12 protein-coding genes are annotated in these 15111 nt (G+C 62.4%); 4 read left to right on the top strand and 8 right to left on the bottom strand.

Features of this window, described 5'->3' with window-relative positions; translation table 11 throughout:
* Positions 1 to 37: 37 nt before the first annotated feature.
* Both AYX22_RS10040 and AYX22_RS10035 read right to left on the bottom strand, forming a co-directional pair.
* Entirely contained in the window at positions 38 to 2452 is a 2415-nt protein-coding gene (locus tag AYX22_RS10040; protein ID WP_207597275.1) for a phosphoketolase family protein, read from the bottom strand.
* Between the two features lie 81 nt (positions 2453 to 2533).
* Positions 2534 to 3607: an acetate/propionate family kinase gene (locus AYX22_RS10035; protein WP_347565839.1), complete on the bottom strand. Its 1074-nt coding sequence runs from the start codon at positions 3605 to 3607 to the stop codon at positions 2534 to 2536.
* A gap of 164 nt (positions 3608 to 3771) precedes the next feature.
* Here AYX22_RS10035 and AYX22_RS10030 point away from each other — a divergent pair, with 164 nt between their 5' ends.
* Positions 3772 to 4572 (top strand): universal stress protein, encoded by an 801-nt coding sequence (locus tag AYX22_RS10030; RefSeq protein ID WP_207597274.1) that lies wholly within the window; start codon positions 3772 to 3774, stop codon positions 4570 to 4572.
* Here the strand turns inward: AYX22_RS10030 and AYX22_RS10025 are convergent.
* Complete coding sequence (locus AYX22_RS10025; RefSeq protein ID WP_207597273.1) at positions 4569 to 5075, bottom strand: pyridoxamine 5'-phosphate oxidase family protein; 507 nt, start codon at positions 5073 to 5075, stop codon at positions 4569 to 4571. The genes AYX22_RS10030 and AYX22_RS10025 overlap by 4 nt on opposite strands.
* 135 nt (positions 5076 to 5210) lie before the next feature.
* Between AYX22_RS10025 and AYX22_RS10020 the strand changes: the two genes are divergently transcribed.
* A complete protein-coding gene (locus AYX22_RS10020) occupies positions 5211 to 7811 on the top strand; it encodes a cation-transporting P-type ATPase (protein WP_207597272.1) in 2601 nt (866 codons plus the stop codon).
* Positions 7812 to 7878: 67 nt separating this feature from the next.
* Positions 7879 to 8337: a universal stress protein gene (locus tag AYX22_RS10015; protein ID WP_207597271.1), complete on the top strand. Its 459-nt coding sequence runs from the start codon at positions 7879 to 7881 to the stop codon at positions 8335 to 8337.
* 2 nt (positions 8338 to 8339) lie between these two features.
* On the opposite strand, the gene pta is transcribed toward AYX22_RS10015, so the two are convergent.
* Positions 8340 to 10406 (bottom strand): phosphate acetyltransferase, encoded by a 2067-nt coding sequence (gene pta, locus AYX22_RS10010; protein WP_207597544.1) that lies wholly within the window; start codon positions 10404 to 10406, stop codon positions 8340 to 8342.
* A gap of 208 nt (positions 10407 to 10614) precedes the next feature.
* Between pta and AYX22_RS10005 the strand changes: the two genes are divergently transcribed.
* Entirely contained in the window at positions 10615 to 11037 is a 423-nt protein-coding gene (locus tag AYX22_RS10005) for a pyridoxamine 5'-phosphate oxidase family protein (RefSeq protein WP_207597270.1), read from the top strand.
* Here AYX22_RS10005 and AYX22_RS10000 read toward each other — a convergent pair.
* From AYX22_RS10000 to AYX22_RS09985, 4 genes are read right to left on the bottom strand one after another with little or no spacing between them, the layout of a single operon-like run.
* The gene (locus AYX22_RS10000; RefSeq protein WP_207597269.1) at positions 10976 to 12910 is read right to left on the bottom strand and encodes a heavy metal translocating P-type ATPase; all 1935 of its coding nucleotides are present in this window, start codon (positions 12908 to 12910) and stop codon (positions 10976 to 10978) included. The two genes, AYX22_RS10005 and AYX22_RS10000, sit on opposite strands and share 62 nt — an antisense overlap.
* 9 nt (positions 12911 to 12919) lie before the next feature.
* On the bottom strand, positions 12920 to 13987 hold the full coding sequence (locus tag AYX22_RS09995) for a zinc-dependent alcohol dehydrogenase family protein (protein ID WP_207597268.1): 1068 nt from the start codon (positions 13985 to 13987) through the stop codon (positions 12920 to 12922).
* Positions 13988 to 14036: 49 nt separating this feature from the next.
* Positions 14037 to 14501: a pyridoxamine 5'-phosphate oxidase family protein gene (locus tag AYX22_RS09990; RefSeq protein WP_207597267.1), complete on the bottom strand. Its 465-nt coding sequence runs from the start codon at positions 14499 to 14501 to the stop codon at positions 14037 to 14039.
* Positions 14498 to 14968 (bottom strand): pyridoxamine 5'-phosphate oxidase family protein, encoded by a 471-nt coding sequence (locus AYX22_RS09985; protein ID WP_207597266.1) that lies wholly within the window; start codon positions 14966 to 14968, stop codon positions 14498 to 14500. The genes AYX22_RS09990 and AYX22_RS09985 overlap by 4 nt, the downstream gene beginning before the upstream one ends.
* Between the last annotated feature and the right edge of the window lie 143 nt (positions 14969 to 15111).

The raw sequence follows: 15111 nt of genomic DNA, 5'->3' as shown, positions 1-15111 counted from the left end.
GAGCACAGACTAAGAACTCTGGAACAGTGTTGGAAGCCTACTGCTGCTGCGTCCACACCCAGTCCCTGATTTCGGGTAGGTCCTCAAAGTGCTCGCGGATGTAGAGGGAATGGGCGTCCAACTGCTTCCGGCAATGCTCCAGCAGTTGCTCTGCCCCCGGGAATTGACCGCGAGTCCGGCGCAGGGCTTCCATCACCAGGTGGTATCGGCTGACCTTGTTCAGTACCACCATGTCGAATGGTGTGGTGGTGGTGCCTTGCTCGTTGTATCCCCGGACATGGAACCGCTCGGGGTGCGGGCGACCATGCAGGAGCTGGTGCAGTGCCCTTGCGTACCCATGCCAGGCCATCACGACATCCACATCATCGGTGAAGAGTTCTTCAAACTTCCCACCAGACAGCCCATGCGGATGCGCCTCTGGCGGCGGCAAGACCATGGCATCCATGACATTGACTACCCGGACGGACATCTCAGGAACATGCCGCCTGAGGAGCCATGCAGCCGCCAACGTCTCTTGCGTGGGAACATCTCCGGCACATGCCAGGACGATATCCGGGCCGGACGGGGTCCCGGATATTTCGTGTCCGGCCCAATCCCAGATGGATGCACCGACGGCTGCATTTTCCCGCGCCTCTTCGAGCGTCAGGTACTGCGGGTGGTCCTGTTTATCGATCACTACCAGATTCACATAGTCCTTACTTTTGAGCATGTGTTCGGCCGTAACCAGCAGGGTGTTCGCATCGGGTGGGAAGTAGACACGGATGACGCTGCTGGACAGGGACAGAACCGTGTCGATAAGGCCAGGGCCTTGATGGCTGAAACCGTTGTGATCGTTCCGCCAACAGGTAGAGGTCAGCAGGATGTTCAAGCTGGGCACGGGCCGCCGCCACTCCAGCTCCCGTGAATGCTGCAGCCATTTGGCGTGCTGAACGGTCATGGAAGCGCTCACCATCGCAAACGCCTCATAGCTGGCGAATAGGCCGTGCCGGCCTGTCAGCACGTATCCTTCCAGCCATCCTTGGCAAAGGTGTTCGGACAGGACTTCCATCACGCGTCCGCTGGCGGAAACATGATCGTCTGCGAGCGCGGCTTCTGTGGCGGCCGCTGGTTCGAGGAGGCATCTGTCGGTGGCTTCGAAGACTGCGCTGAGCCTGTTGCTGCTGGTTTCGTCGGGGCAGAAGAGGCGGAACCTCGGGTCGTCGGCTGTGTCGATGTAGATATCGCGAAGCATCTGGCCCAATGGCTTGGTGCTCTGGTGCATCACGCCCCCGCGGGGAACACTCTCGATGGCGTATCGATCGAGCGAGGGTATGGCGAGGTCGCGGCTTCCCATTCCGCGGCTGCCCGGCAGTGCGCCCATGCGCAGATCGCCTGTCGGGGCGAGCTGTTCGAGCTCGGTGAGAAGGCGTCCGTCGGCGTCGAAGAGCTCTTCTGGCCGGTAGGAACGCATCCACGCTTCAAGCTGCGCCAGGTGCGCCGGATTCTCTCTGACTCCGGCCAGTGGGACTTGGTGGGAGCGGTGGGTTCCTTCTACGGGTTTTCCGTCCACTGTCACCGGCCCTGTCCATCCTTTGGGGGTGCGCAGGATGATGGCCGGCCATCGTGCGGGTCCGTTGACTCCCTCCGCGCGGGCGTGGGACTGGATTGCGCGGATGGAGGCGTAAGCGGAGTCCAGTGCTGAGGCGAGGGCTGGGTGGACGACGGCGGGGTCGTCACCGGAGACGATGACGGGATCCCAGCCGTGCGCTTCCAGTAGTGCTGCAACAACCGTGTTCGAGCGTCTGCCCAGGACGGTGGGGCCTGAGATCTTGTGACCGTTGAGGTGGAGGATTGGAAGTACTGCCCCATCCCTGAGCGGGTTGATGAACGAGGGCGCTTTCCAGGAGCCTTCGAGTGGGCCGGTTTCTGCCTCTCCATCACCTATGACGCAGGCAACGATCAGGTCCGGATTGTCCATGGCCGCACCTGTGGCGTGCATGAGGGAGTAGCCCAGTTCGCCACCCTCGTGAACGGAGCCAGGCGTGGCGGGGCCGACGTGGCTGGCGATGCCTCCGGGCGTCGAAAACTGCCGGACAAGCCTCCGAAGCCCTTTCAGGTCTTTGCCAACGGCCGGATAAACCTCCGAGTAGCTGCCTTCCAGATAGGTATTGGCGACGACGGCAGGACCTCCGTGACCGGGACCGGCCACGAACAGAACTTCCACACTCGTGCGACGGATAAGGCGATTGAGGTGTGCATAGATCAGGGACAGCCCGGGGCTTGTGCCCCAGTGACCAAGAAGCCTGGGTTTGATGTGCGCTGCATGCAGCGGTTCCCGGAGCAGCGGGTTCTCCTGCAGGTAGATCTGGGCGACGGTCAGATAGTTGGCCGCGGACCAATACCGGTGCAGGAGGTCAAAGTTTTCGACTTCCGGCTCAGTGTCGCTGGATGTGGCGTTCTCGTCGATGCTCATGTCGCGATCAACCTTCCTTAGGGGGCGCGGCGAGCAAGGCCGCCGTTAATTCTGCAATAGCGCGTTCCTCGTCGCTGGGCACTACGAGCACAGGAATGTGGAGTCCATGGTGCTGATCTCGCGCATGCCTTCCTGGCTGGCCATATTCAGGCCTTCATCAAGGCCGAGCCCCAGTGGTCTCAACCAGGCGACCACCTTGGCCCTGAACAGTGCTGAGTTCTCGCCCACGCCGCCGGTGAACACCAGAGCGTCAGGCCGGTCAACCACCATCGAGTACGCCGCTATGTATTTGGCGAGACGGTAGGCGGCCATGTCTATGGCGAGTAGGGCTTGGGGTTCACCGCTGCCCGCAGCCTTTTCAACCGTCCGCATATCTGCGGATCCTGCAACGGCCAGCAACCCCGATTGGTTATTCAGAATGTGGTCGACTTCGTCCGCAGTTGCGCCTTCTTGCTGCAGCAGGAGGACAACGGACGGGTCCAGGTCTCCCGATCGCGTCCCCATGACCAGGCCCTCCAAGGGGGTCATTCCCATGGAGGTGTCCACGCTGAGCCCGTTCCTGACTGCGGTGACGGATGCGCCGTTGCCAACGTGGGCCACTATCGCATTCAAAGGCGCCACGTCGAGAAACTCTGCTGTGTCACGACAGGCCATCTCCACGGAGATACCGTGAAAACCATAGCGCCGCACAGGATGGGCCCGGTAGGCGTCCTCCGGAATGGCATAGCGGGCGGCGAAGTCGGGAATGGTGCGGTGGAACGCCGTGTCGAAGACGGCCACCTGTGGGAGATCCGGCCATCGTTTGCCGGCGGCGTCAATGCAGGCAACACTGGCCGGGTTGTGGAGCGGCGCCAAGGGACTGAGTTCTTCAATGGCGGACACCACATCCGCCGTGACAAGTACCGGGGTGCTGAACTGCGGACCGCCGTGGACGACTCGGTGTCCAATAGCCTCCGGGTGCGCGGTACCGGGGCGCTTCATAGTGTCAGTCAGCTCTTCAAAGGCAGCGTGCAGATGCGTCGCGCTGGAACGCTCGTCCGGTGGCCAGTCGACCTGTCCGGACGCAAGAATGCCGGCAGCCGGGTTGGCGGCGGCTGTGTCACGCAGGTGGTACTTCAGCGATGAAGAGCCGGGATTCAGCACAAGAACACGCATGTTCTCCTCTCACTTCCGCGGGGAAGGCTGCGGTGGATGCCTTTCCTCTGGACCCTAATGCACTGAGCCGTTCAGTGGGAGGGCCTTCCGGCCCTTGCAACGACGGGCCGTCCCGCTGATAGTGGAGACCACCACCGTTGGCAGTCCGAAAGGAACGTCGGTTCGTGAAGAAACAAATCCTGGTTGCCCTTGACGGCTCACGGGCGGGCTCGTTCGTGGCTGACTGGGCTGCGGCCCGCGCGAATTCCCTTGATCTCGGCCTAGCCCTGGTCAATGTGGTCCCCGGGGAGTGGGCTTACCCCCGGGAGAACGACCATCAACTGGCGGTTAGCCGCGCTGAGGACCTCCTCAACAGCGAAGCGCAACGGCTGGCGGCAGCCTTTCCCAACGTGGGCATGACGACACAGCGGTTGTCCGGCGAACCTGCCGCAACGATTGCTTCCTTGTCACCGGCCTACTCGATGGTGGTGGTGGGCACAGACCGCGGACCCGGCACGGAAGGGCAGGGATACGGCTCAGTCAGTTTCCAAGTTGCTGTTACCAGCAAGAGCGACGTCGCCGTTGTCCCGGGGCCGGCACGTGACCAGCGTTCCGGCGTAGTGGTAGGCGTTGACGGATCCGCTGAGTCACTCGACGCCCTGGACCGAGGGGCCAGGGAAGCTCAACGTTTGAATGATGAATTGATCATTGTCCATGCAACAGGTCCCGGGGTGGGGCCTGCCGAGGGCGGAAACGTCCTGAGCGCGGCTGTCCAGCAGGTCAACCACAGGTTTCCGTCCGTCGTCGTGAAGGAAGTCCTGGATACCAGTAGTAGCCCCGGGGAGGCACTGATAGCTGCTGCAAGAGAAGCACAGCTGCTGGTCATGGGCTGCAAAGGACGGGGAGGTTTGAGCGTGCTGCTGGGCTCCGTTGCCCAGCACGTGCTCCTGCACGTGCAATGCCCCATCATCCTGACCCGACCCTAGCCAGCGGTGCCGGGCGGGACCTCCTGGCTTTCGCCGTCGTGCGCGTCAGAGGCGGTCGGATCCAGCGGCGGCCACCACTTCGCCGGAGGTGCAATGACGAAGCGGCGACCACTGATCTCCGTGGGCGTGACCCTCACCAGAACGTCCTTGGCGCCGGGCTGCCAAGGAGAAAGACCGGCATCCACGGCTTCCTGGATATCTTCAGGCTGCGTCACGAATTCCGGCCCTCCTTTGAGGATGACACTCCAGGCGACGGTCCCGTAACGGTTGAACCCATCGGCTTCCAGCGCAATGACCGCCCCTTCCCGAAGGGCGTCGAGCTTGGTCCCAGGCCCGGTCCTGAAAAGAACAGTTCCGAAGTTCGGAACAAAGTTCACTGGAAAGATCTCAGGCTCTTCACCGTTGATGAGGGCGATCCTGCCGATGGACACCGATTGAAGGTACTTCCAGCAGTCGTGGACGCTAAGTTCTTTGGTGTCCTGATCCGTCGATGTGTTCTCCATGGGCTGAGCCTAACCCCTCCGCCGACACGCACATAGGGCAGAAGGTCCCTCTCCGACGGTGCCCTTCGACCCTAGACGCGGGCAGTTCCCCAGTGGAGTCTTTCATCGAACAGGCATTCCCGTATTGGAGAGAAGATGTCCCCTGGGAACACATCCCCGGCCTCGCTGTCCGAGACCCCTGGCGCCGAGGGCCTGAGCTCGCAGGCGGCCGGTGATCTGTTGCGACGATTCGGACCAAACGTTCTGCCCGCCGCCAGCAACGTCCCCCAATGGCGAAAGCTGCTCGGGGAACTGACGCACTTTTTCGCGCTGATGCTGTGGGCTGCAGCTGGGCTCGCCTATGTGGCCGGCATGCCACAACTGGGCATAGCAATCATCATCGTGGTGATTGTCAACGGCGTTTTCGCCCATATTCAGCAGGAACGCGCCCAACACGCAGCCGAACGGCTACAAGCGCTGCTTCCCGCCGACGTCACTGTCCGACGGGATAGGCGGCTTCAGAGCGTGCACGCGAGTGCTTTGGTTCCCGGAGATGTGGTGGTCCTGGCCGCAGGTGACAGGTTGCCGGCAGACGTGCAGTTCATCTCAGCATCAGCATGCAGCGTCGATGAATCGATGCTCACCGGTGAGAGCGAGGCCGTCCCCAAATCCGCGACGGACACAGCGTGGGGCGGAACGTTCCTGGTCAATGGCGAAGCGGAAGGGCAGGTGACCGCCACCGGTGCCGACACCAAGCTGGCAGCCATCGCAGCGTTGACCAGCGGCACGAAGTCTCCGCCAACTCCTTTGACCATGGAGCTGCGCAGAATAGTCCGCTTGATTGCCACCGTGGCGCTCGCCGTTGCCGGGCTGTTCTTCGTGGTCTCACTCCTTGTCGGAATTGAGTGGCGTGATTCCTTCCTGTTTGCCATTGGGGTTGCGGTTGCGCTGATCCCCGAGGGCTTACTGCCAACGGTTACCCTGTCGCTCGCCATGGGCGCACAGCGCATGGCATCGAGAAACGCACTTGTCCGCAATCTTGAAGCTGTGGAGACCCTTGGCTCAACCACCTTCATCTGCACCGACAAGACCGGCACGTTGACGCAAAACCGGATGAACGCCGTCGAGGTACTCACGGTGGAAGGGCCGCTGTATGTCAGCGGTGACGGATATGGGCCCCAGGCCCTGGTGGAAGGGCCGGGACAGCCGGCCGCCGTCAGGGTGGCCTGTGCAGCTCGGGCCGCTTCGCAGGGGCGCGCAGTGCGCCACGGCGACGAATGGGTGGCGAGCGGGGATCCCATGGAAGCTGCGATCGATGTTTTGGCGCGACGCCTTTTGGGGAGTGCACCAGAGGAACTTCAGCCATCGGTACGGTTCGCCTTCGACGCCGACCGTCGGAGGGAATCGGTCATTGTGGGCAACACGTTATATGTGAAAGGAGCTCCGGAATCGGTCCTGCCACTCTGCGGAGTCGAAGCCACTCAACTGTCCGCAGAAGTAGAAACCATGGCCGCCAAAGGCCTGCGCGTCATCGCTGTCGCTACGAGGGAACTGCCTGGAGCAGCCGGCAGTTGGCGCGACCGGGACGCAGAAGAGGCTGAACGGGACCTCGAAGGAATAGGCCTCATTGGCCTCCATGACCCACCCCGACCGGACGTCGCCGATGTCATCAAAGCCGCCAGGGGCGCGGGAATCCGCATTGCGATGATCACCGGCGACCACCCCTCCACAGCAGCGGCAATTGCACGGGAAATCGGGCTCCTGAGGCACCCGAACCTGGTCTTCCAAGGCGCCGAACTCCCCCACGACGAACAGGTCCTTGGGGCCCTCCTGGACCGTGATGGAGTGGTGGTGAGCCGGGTTTCTCCCGAACAGAAACTGAGGGTGGCCAAAGCCTTGCAGAGCCGCGGCCACGTTGTTGCCATGACCGGCGACGGCGTCAATGACGGTCCCGCGTTACGTCAAGCCGATATCGGCGTGGCCATGGGACTCAGCGGCACCGATGTGGCCCGTGAGGCCGCAGACCTTGTGCTCCTGGATGACCATTTCGCAACTATAGTCGCCGCCATAGAACAGGGCCGGGCCACTTATTCAAATATTCACCGGTTCCTCACTTACCACCTGACTGACAATGTCGCTGAACTCACGCCCTTTGTGATCTGGGCACTTTCCGGTGGTCAATTCCCGTTGGCCCTTGGTGTCCTCCAGATACTGGCCTTGGACATCGGGACCGATCTGCTTCCCGCCTTGGCCCTCGGGGCGGAGCCACCAGGCAAACGCGTGTTGAGCCGGCCTCCCGAAAAGCGGCATCTTCTGGATCGGCAACTCATGCTGAGGGTGTTTGCTGTCATGGGTCCCACGGAGGCGTTGTTCGCCATGGGTGCTTTCTCTGTGGTTCTCTTTGGCAGTGGTTGGGGCCGTGGGGATCCGCTGGACCCGGGTGTGCTGATGGGCGCGTCAGGGGCAGCATTTACGGCTGTGGTCCTTGGCCAGTTGGCAACTGCCTTCGCTTGCCGCAGTGCTACCGCTCCCGCATGGAAGCAGGGATGGTTTACCAACAAGTTGCTGCTGTGGGCGGTAGGGGTGGAACTGGCGGCGTTGGCACTGTTCCTCTACGTACCTCCCGTAGCCGGCATCCTGGGTCAGGCTCCTCCTCCCTTCCCTGGCTTTGCCACTGCCCTCCTGGCGATTCCCGGCGTGCTGGGCGCGGACTGGCTCTACAAACGGCTGCGCCACGGAGGGGCCCTCCCCCATTAAGGCAGCTTGCCGGATCCGTGCCCTTCGACCCTAGTGGCGCCGCCAGGTGGAAGAGCAGGCTGATCCCATGAATACACACCCGCGCTCTGATCGGATCGTTGTCGGCGTCGATGGATCCGAATATTCCTCCAACACCCTGCAGATGGCCGGTCGCATGGCAGCTGCGTTGGGAGGCCCCCTGGAGGTGATCACCTGTATTGGAATGTCCGACTACTTCATGGCCTCCCGCTTTGAGCCCGAATTGACCCGGTTCACCACGGAATTGGAAGACACCGCCAAGCGGCTCGTCGATGAAGCCTTGGAACGAGCCTTCGGTGCCGACCGCCCCAAGGATCTAACAGTGACGGTCAAATTCGGCGAACCAGCCAAAGTCCTCGTCGAAGAAAGCCATGGGGCACAACTACTCGTAGTGGGGAGGCGGGGTTCCGGTGGTTTCCTCAATCAGCCCATAGGATCCGTCAGCAGGGCTTGCTCGGCCCACGCGCAGTGCCCCGTCCTGGTGGTCACTCAGGACGAAAAGGGCTAGATCTACCCCTGCGCCTGGACAGCGGTGATGGCAACAGTGTTAATGATGTCTTCGATCGTCGATCCCCTGGACAGGTCATTGATGGGTTTGCGGAGCCCCTGGAGGATAGGCCCGACGGCGACAGCACCGGAAGACTGTTCGACGGCCTTATAGGTGTTGTTGCCTGTGTTCAGGTCAGGGAAGACAAGGACTGTCGCCCTTCCCGCGACAGCAGAGGACGGCAGTTTTGAACTCGCGATGGCCGCATCCACCGCGGCGTCGTATTGTATGGGCCCGTCCACCGCAAGGTCCGGCCGGGCAGCCGCCACCATGTCCGTGGCACGCTTGACCTTATCCACCGACGTTCCGGCGCCGGATACGCCAGTAGAGTACGACAACATAGCCACCCTGGGCTCTACGCCGAACTGCGCCGCCGTCGTCGCCGATGCGAGCGCAATGTCCGCCAGTTGCCGGTCCGTTGGATCCGGCACCACGGCGCAATCCCCGTACACCAGCACGCGGTCAGGAAAAAGCATAAAGAACACCGAGGACACCAGTCCGTTGCCATGCTGGCTCTTCATGAACTCCAACGCCGGCCGGATTGTGTTGGCCGTGGTGTGCGCTGCTCCGGAGACCATCCCGTCGGCCTCACCCAGGTGGACCATCATGGTGCCAAAATAGGCGCCGTCGAGCATGACTTCCCTGGCCCGTTCCAGGATCACGCCTTTGTGGGCACGCAAGCGCTGATATTCCATCGCGAATCGCTCACGTAATGGCGAATGGGCGGGGTCGACGATGGTGATGCCACCCACCTCGATGCCCTCGGCTTCGGCAAGCTCCCGGACCGCAGAGGGGTTCCCGAGAAGCGATACGTGGCACACATCCCGGCGACGCAAAATCTCCGCCGCACGCAACACCCGGCTATCTGTGCCCTCAGCCAGAACGATACGTTTCTTCTGCTGGCGGGCGCGTTCCACGAGGTCATTGAGGAAGCGCAGCGGCGTCATGGTCGCCGGACGCGGGAGCGCCAGACGTTCCAGCAGCTCCTTTTCGTCAATGGAGCGAGCCCAGATGCCCAGAGCGGCGGCCACCCGGCGGCTTTCTCCGGTATGGATCTCGCTGCGGACGTGCGAGACCCGTTGAGCTGTAGTGTAGGTATCCGCAGTTTCAGCGAACACGGGGAATGGCGCATGTGCCACCATAGGCAGCACGTAGCTGGCAGGGACCAGGCCATCGGTCAGGATGACTCCGGACGGTGTGGGCAGCTCCGGTGACAAGGCCGAGGCCATGCAAGCCATGACGATGTCAGCGCGATCCCCGGGAACAATCACCAGGCTCCCGGGCTCAAGTACCCGCAGGAAGTTCTCCACGTTCATAGCGGACACTTGCACGCTGCCCACGTCCCGGTCCAGCTCTGCGCTGCCCGAGAGTCGTTCAAGTGACAATGACATCGCCACATCGGCCACCGTGGGCGCCGATATCTCAGGAACCTCGGGAATCACATAGCTTGGACGGCTTCCCGTAGCTGCCCTAACGGCCCGGACTGTGTCGATGCCTGCTGGCCGGGCGCGGTTAACCACGACGGACAACACCGCGCATCTGGCTGCCTCGAGCTGCCGTGACGCGTCCGCCACAGCCTGTGCGGTCTCCCGAGGACGCAAGCCCTGGGCCCCGATGACAGCGAGAACCGGCAGGCCTAGATTGTTGGCCAAATGAGCGTTCAGGTCGAACTCCCTGCCGGCGTCCGGGCCCCTCAGGTCCGAACCGTCCACCACAACCACGTCACATTCTTCGGCGATGCGTCCATACTCCTCGAGCGCCCGGGAAACAACCTCGTCCTCACGGCCTGCCGCCAGCGCTGCCCGGGCATCAGCCAACGTCATTCCGCCCCTGCAGCGGACTGACTCCACCTTGTACCGCCTGCGAAGCATCCGGAGCAGCGGGTCGTGGGCAGGATCTGTTCCGTTCACGATTGGCCGGTAGAAACCCAGACGGCCTGTTCTGCGGTGCAACGCGTCAGCCAAGCCCAGGACCACGAGTGACTTCCCTGATTCCGGTGCAGTGGACAGAACATAAACGCCTTGGACCATGGTGTATTCCTCCGGGCCGGTCATCCGATGCTTCAGGTTCCTCCCCGCTGGCCCCCATCACCAGAGTCGAAGGTCATGGTGGCTGCTTTCGCCCTCGGGACCTTGGACTCTGTTGGGGGCGGGAAGCCAGCCATAGGCTCGGGAGCATCGAACCAACGGCGACGCGGCGATCCGCCAGCAGCCACCACCCACTCAGGAGACCGAGATCATGGAAACCGACGAACGCCCTGGAACCGTCCTCACCGAAGCCGACTCATGGAAGGTCCTGGAACGTAACCAGCATGGTCGCTTGGCTGTCAGCGTCCTGGGTGAACCGGACATCTACCCACTGAATTTCGTCGCCCACAACCAGCGGCTGCTGCTCAGGACGAACCCGGGAACAAAGCTCGCCGAACTGACCGTCAATGAGAAGGTCGCCTTCGAAGTTGAGGAGATCGTCGACGCCGAAGCCTGGAGTGTTGTCCTTAAGGGGACTGCCAGGGTGATCGAATCGCAGTCGGAGATCGACGAAGCGGACAAGCTTCCCCTGAAGCCTTGGATTCCGACGCGCAAATACACCTATGTGGAGATCACTCCCACCCGGGTCCATGGCCGCCACTTTGAACTCGGTGACGAGCCGGAGCGGTACTGACCTCACGGACCTCCCCGGAGCGTGCGGGCACAACAGTCCGTCCGGGACCCAAAGCCCGGAGGGCATTGAGAATGGTGGCAAGATCCACCAGCTCCTGGAGCAGCGCCCCGGCGACGGCCGGAATCATGCCAAACGAGGCCATCACCATCAGACCGAGACTCAGAAGTATCCCGGTCCAAATGCTGGTCCGGGCGATTCGAAGCGTACGCTGCCCGATGCCTACAGCGACGGCGGCCTTGGACAGGTCATCGACCATAATCACCACGTCCGCCGACTCGCTGGCTGCAGTGGCGCCTTTGGCACCCATGGCGATGCCGACGTCGGCCGCTGCCAGTACGGGAGCGTCGTTGACGCCGTCGCCCACCATCATCACGGGCCTGCGCGGAAGTGCGGCTACGGAGGCAACTTTGTCAGCAGGCAGGCATTCGGCCATGACGTTGCTGATGCCGGCCTCCACGGCGATATGTCGGGCTGTGGTTGCAGCGTCTCCGGTCAGGAGCATTGTTTCCCCGACTCCGAGCCTCCGAAGTTCCGTCAGGGTGTCCTTCGCATTTGGGCGCAATGGATCGCTCATGATCAGAGTGCCGGCAAACAGGCCATCCACACCGACGTAGATCCCGAGATGGCCTCCGGGCAGTGTCGTCTTATCGAATCCGCTCACCAGGGAGCCTACGTAAGCGGGTTTTCCGACCACCACGTGGTGGCTTCCGCAGTCGGCCGTGACACCGTTGGTTGCATGTTCACTTGCGCCCGTTGCCGGTATAAGTACCAGGCTGCGCGCTCGGGCTTCTGCCATGACTGAAGCAGCGAGGACGTGGGTGGAATACTGCTCGGCGGAGGCGGCCAATTGCAGCAGGGCGTCTTCGGACAGATGTGAGGCCGGGGCCACCCGGATTCCAGCCAAGGAAGGGTTGCCTTGTGTGAGGGTCCCCGTCTTGTCGAAGACGGCGGTCTTGACTCTACTGAGTTGCTCAAGCGTCCCCGCGTTTTTGACGATGATGCCGGCATGTGCGGCCCTGCTGGTCCCCGCGAGGAACGCGACGGGTGCAGCAATCAGCAAAGGGCACGGGGTGGCTACCACCAGAACCTCAGCAAACCGTCTTGGATCCTGGCTGAAGAACCACGCAGCGCCGGCCAGCACCAAGGCGACCAGAGTGAACGGCACAGCATATTTGTCAGCAAGCCGTACCGTCGGCGCACGGCTTGCCGCGGCTTCCTGAACCAAGGCAACTATTTGGCTGTACTGCGAATCCGCTGCGGTGGCCGTGGCCTTCATACGCACGGCATCGGCCCCGTTGACAGTGCCGCTGAGCAGCAGGTCGCCCTTGGTTCGCTCTGCAGGCAGGCTTTCGCCTGTCAGCGCTGACTCATCAAAGATTCCGACGTCGGACAGCAAGGTACCGTCCACCGGAACCAACTCTGAAGGCCTGACCAGCAGCACGTCTCCCGGAACCACGGCATCCACGAGGATATCCTCCACGGACATTCCGGGCCGTTCGCGGTGCGCGTTGCGCGGGGACCGGTCCAGGAGCGCACGGAGCTCCCTGGTGGCGCGGCCTTGGGCAAATTGTTCCAGCGCCTCGCCGCCTGTCAGCATCAGAACCACGATGAGGGATGCCAGGTATTCCCCCACCGCAACTGTCGAGCAAATAGCCATCACGGCCAGGAGATCAATGCCCCAGCGTCCGTGCAGGAGCCCTTTGAGCATGGTGCCTGCCCGGTAGAGTGCAACACTGAGGGCGAAGATGCTCGCCAGCCCTTGGGCCGCCGGTATCAGTCCGATGACTGTCAGGACCGCGACTGCGACGAGCACCACAAAGGTTGCTGTCACTAACGGAAAGCGCAAGGCCGAGTGCAGCAGGCGTCGTGTCATGTCCGCTGATCAGTCGTGAGGGGTGCGGCTGAGAACAACTTTCAGGGCACCTGTTTCCGCCGCGCGCGAGAACGTGTCATAGGCATCAATGATCTGTTCCAGGCCGAAATGGTGGGTAGCGAACTTATCAGCGGGGAGCTTGTGTTGTGCCACCAGGCGAAGCAGCATCGGGGTGGTGTTGGTGTTGACCAGACCCATGCTGATGTTGATGTTTTGAATCCACAGATCCTGGAGGGGCAGTTCGACGGGTTTTCCGTGGACACCGATGTTGGCCACGTACCCGCCGGGGCGGACCAGGCGCAAGGCCATGTCAAAGGTCTCCGGTATTCCCACTGCTTCCATGGACACGTCCACCCCAGCCCCGTCGGTGAGGGTGAGAACTTCCGCGATCCACCCGGGTTTGGCGGGGTTGACCGTGTGCGTGGCTCCGAAGTCACGGGCCTTCGCGAGGCGGCCCTCGTCGGGATCTATGGCCACCACCGTTGCCGCACCGTGGAGCCCGGCTGTTGCCATAGCCGCCAGGCCGATGGGCCCTGCCCCCACGACGGCCACGACGTCACCTGGGGCCACGTGCCCGGCCTGGACTCCGATTTCGAAGGCTGTGGGCAGGATGTCGGAGAGCATCACGGCTTCGTCGTCGGTGACGCCGCGGGGCAGTTTGTGCAGGGAGTTTTCTGCATAGGGAACCCGGACGAATTCGGCCTGCGTACCGTCGATGAGGTGGCCGAAGATCCAGCCGGTTCCTGCCTGTCCTTCGTCACCGAGGCAGTGGGAAAACAGGCCCTTCCTGCAATTGCCGCAGTGTCCGCAGGACTTGATGCAGGAGATGATCACCCTGTCCCCCGTGCGGAGCGAACTGATTGAACTCCCCACATCGGTGACAGTCCCCACCCCCTCGTGCCCGAGGATGCGACCCGGCTGGACCGCAGGGACATCACCTTTAAGGATGTGCAGATCTGTACCGCAAATGGTGGTGGTGTCGATGCGCACGATTGCGTCGGTGGCCTGAAGGATGACGGGATCCGGAACGTCCGTCCAGGACTTTTCTCCGGGGCCACCGTAGACGAGTGCCTTCATTGTGTGATTCCGTCCTTGTTGTGCCTGGCTGAAAGATTGGGCGTTTGCGCTAGTGGAACACGCCCAGTCGGGCGTCGTTCAAGGGGGTCCCCCAGAGGTCTGGCCGTTTGGTCTTGAAGCGCCGCCCAGTGACGGCATCAGGAGTCAGCCTTAGGTAGCAGTCCTTGTTGCCTGGTTGCCAGGGATCCAGTCCCAAGGCGTCGACGTCGGCTCTGTCCTGACGGTCGAGTATCAGGTGTGTCTGCCCTCGGACAACGACGCTCCACGCCTTTCCGCCCAAGGCCCGGTAGCCATCACTTTCGAGAGCGCAGGGGGTTGTCAGTGTGCTCCAAAACTTGGTGCCCACACCGGTTCGAAACACAATGCTGTCACCATCCAGCACATAATTCACTGGAAAGATATCGGGATGTCCGTCCACCAGGACGGCCAGCCGGCCAACGTTGGTCTGCGCCAACAGGTCCCAGCATTCGTCCGGAGCGAGACGTTCGACGGCGGCGCTTGGCTGTGTTCTCATTCCAAACCCGCCCTGGTGGCGTCGTCGAGCGGACTCCACCACGTCAGCGGCGGTGTCACTTTGAAGCGGCGCCCGGTCAACGAAGTGGGAACGATACGGACAAAATGGTCCTTCCGCCCGGCCTGCCACGGGAAAAGCAGCAGACCGACGGTGTCCAGCACCTCTTGGGTCAGCTTGATGCTCTCTGCCCTGCCTTTGACCACCACACTCCACGCGATTCCCGACGTTGGGTCTACTCCGTCGGCTTCCATCGCTACCGGTGTGGCGCTGAGGGCAGCGTGGAGTTTACTCCCCTCGCCAGTGCGGAAGACCAGCGTGCCGTGGTCTGCTTTGTAATTGATGGGAAAGATGTCGGGATGGTCCTGCGCCCAGACTGCGAGGCGGCCCACTGAGACACTGCGCAGCAGCTCCCAACACTGCTTGTTGTCCAGGATCTCAGCTTCCGGAACCGTAGGTTTGTTCGTCATGGTTAGACCGTAGGCCTGGGGGCGCCGGGACAACAGGGCACAAAGGCCCGCACGCGCCGCCCCGCGCCGTAGCCGGTTCAGAAGCGCCAGAGTAGTCTGGCAGCAAGGAGCCGCCCGGCCCCGTCGCAGAATCTCATACGTTC

It is taken from the genome of Arthrobacter sp. D5-1 (genome assembly GCF_017357425.1).
GTDB lineage: Bacteria > Actinomycetota > Actinomycetes > Actinomycetales > Micrococcaceae > Arthrobacter.
Note: the sequence above shows the minus strand (reverse complement) of the source record. Positions and strands in the feature narration are given on the sequence as shown.

Coding starts and splice junctions, on each gene's coding strand:
- AYX22_RS10040 (WP_207597275.1), bottom strand. CDS start 2,452: ATGAGCATCGACGAGAACGCCACATCCAGCGACACTGAGCCGGAAGTC.
- AYX22_RS10035 (WP_347565839.1), bottom strand. CDS start 3,607: ATGCGTGTTCTTGTGCTGAATCCCGGCTCTTCATCGCTGAAGTACCAC.
- AYX22_RS10025 (WP_207597273.1), bottom strand. CDS start 5,075: ATGGAGAACACATCGACGGATCAGGACACCAAAGAACTTAGCGTCCAC.
- AYX22_RS10020 (WP_207597272.1), top strand. CDS start 5,211: ATGTCCCCTGGGAACACATCCCCGGCCTCGCTGTCCGAGACCCCTGGC.
- AYX22_RS10015 (WP_207597271.1), top strand. CDS start 7,879: ATGAATACACACCCGCGCTCTGATCGGATCGTTGTCGGCGTCGATGGA.
- pta (WP_207597544.1), bottom strand. CDS start 10,406: ATGGTCCAAGGCGTTTATGTTCTGTCCACTGCACCGGAATCAGGGAAG.
- AYX22_RS10005 (WP_207597270.1), top strand. CDS start 10,615: ATGGAAACCGACGAACGCCCTGGAACCGTCCTCACCGAAGCCGACTCA.
- AYX22_RS10000 (WP_207597269.1), bottom strand. CDS start 12,910: ATGACACGACGCCTGCTGCACTCGGCCTTGCGCTTTCCGTTAGTGACA.
- AYX22_RS09995 (WP_207597268.1), bottom strand. CDS start 13,987: ATGAAGGCACTCGTCTACGGTGGCCCCGGAGAAAAGTCCTGGACGGAC.
- AYX22_RS09990 (WP_207597267.1), bottom strand. CDS start 14,501: ATGAGAACACAGCCAAGCGCCGCCGTCGAACGTCTCGCTCCGGACGAA.
- AYX22_RS09985 (WP_207597266.1), bottom strand. CDS start 14,968: ATGACGAACAAACCTACGGTTCCGGAAGCTGAGATCCTGGACAACAAG.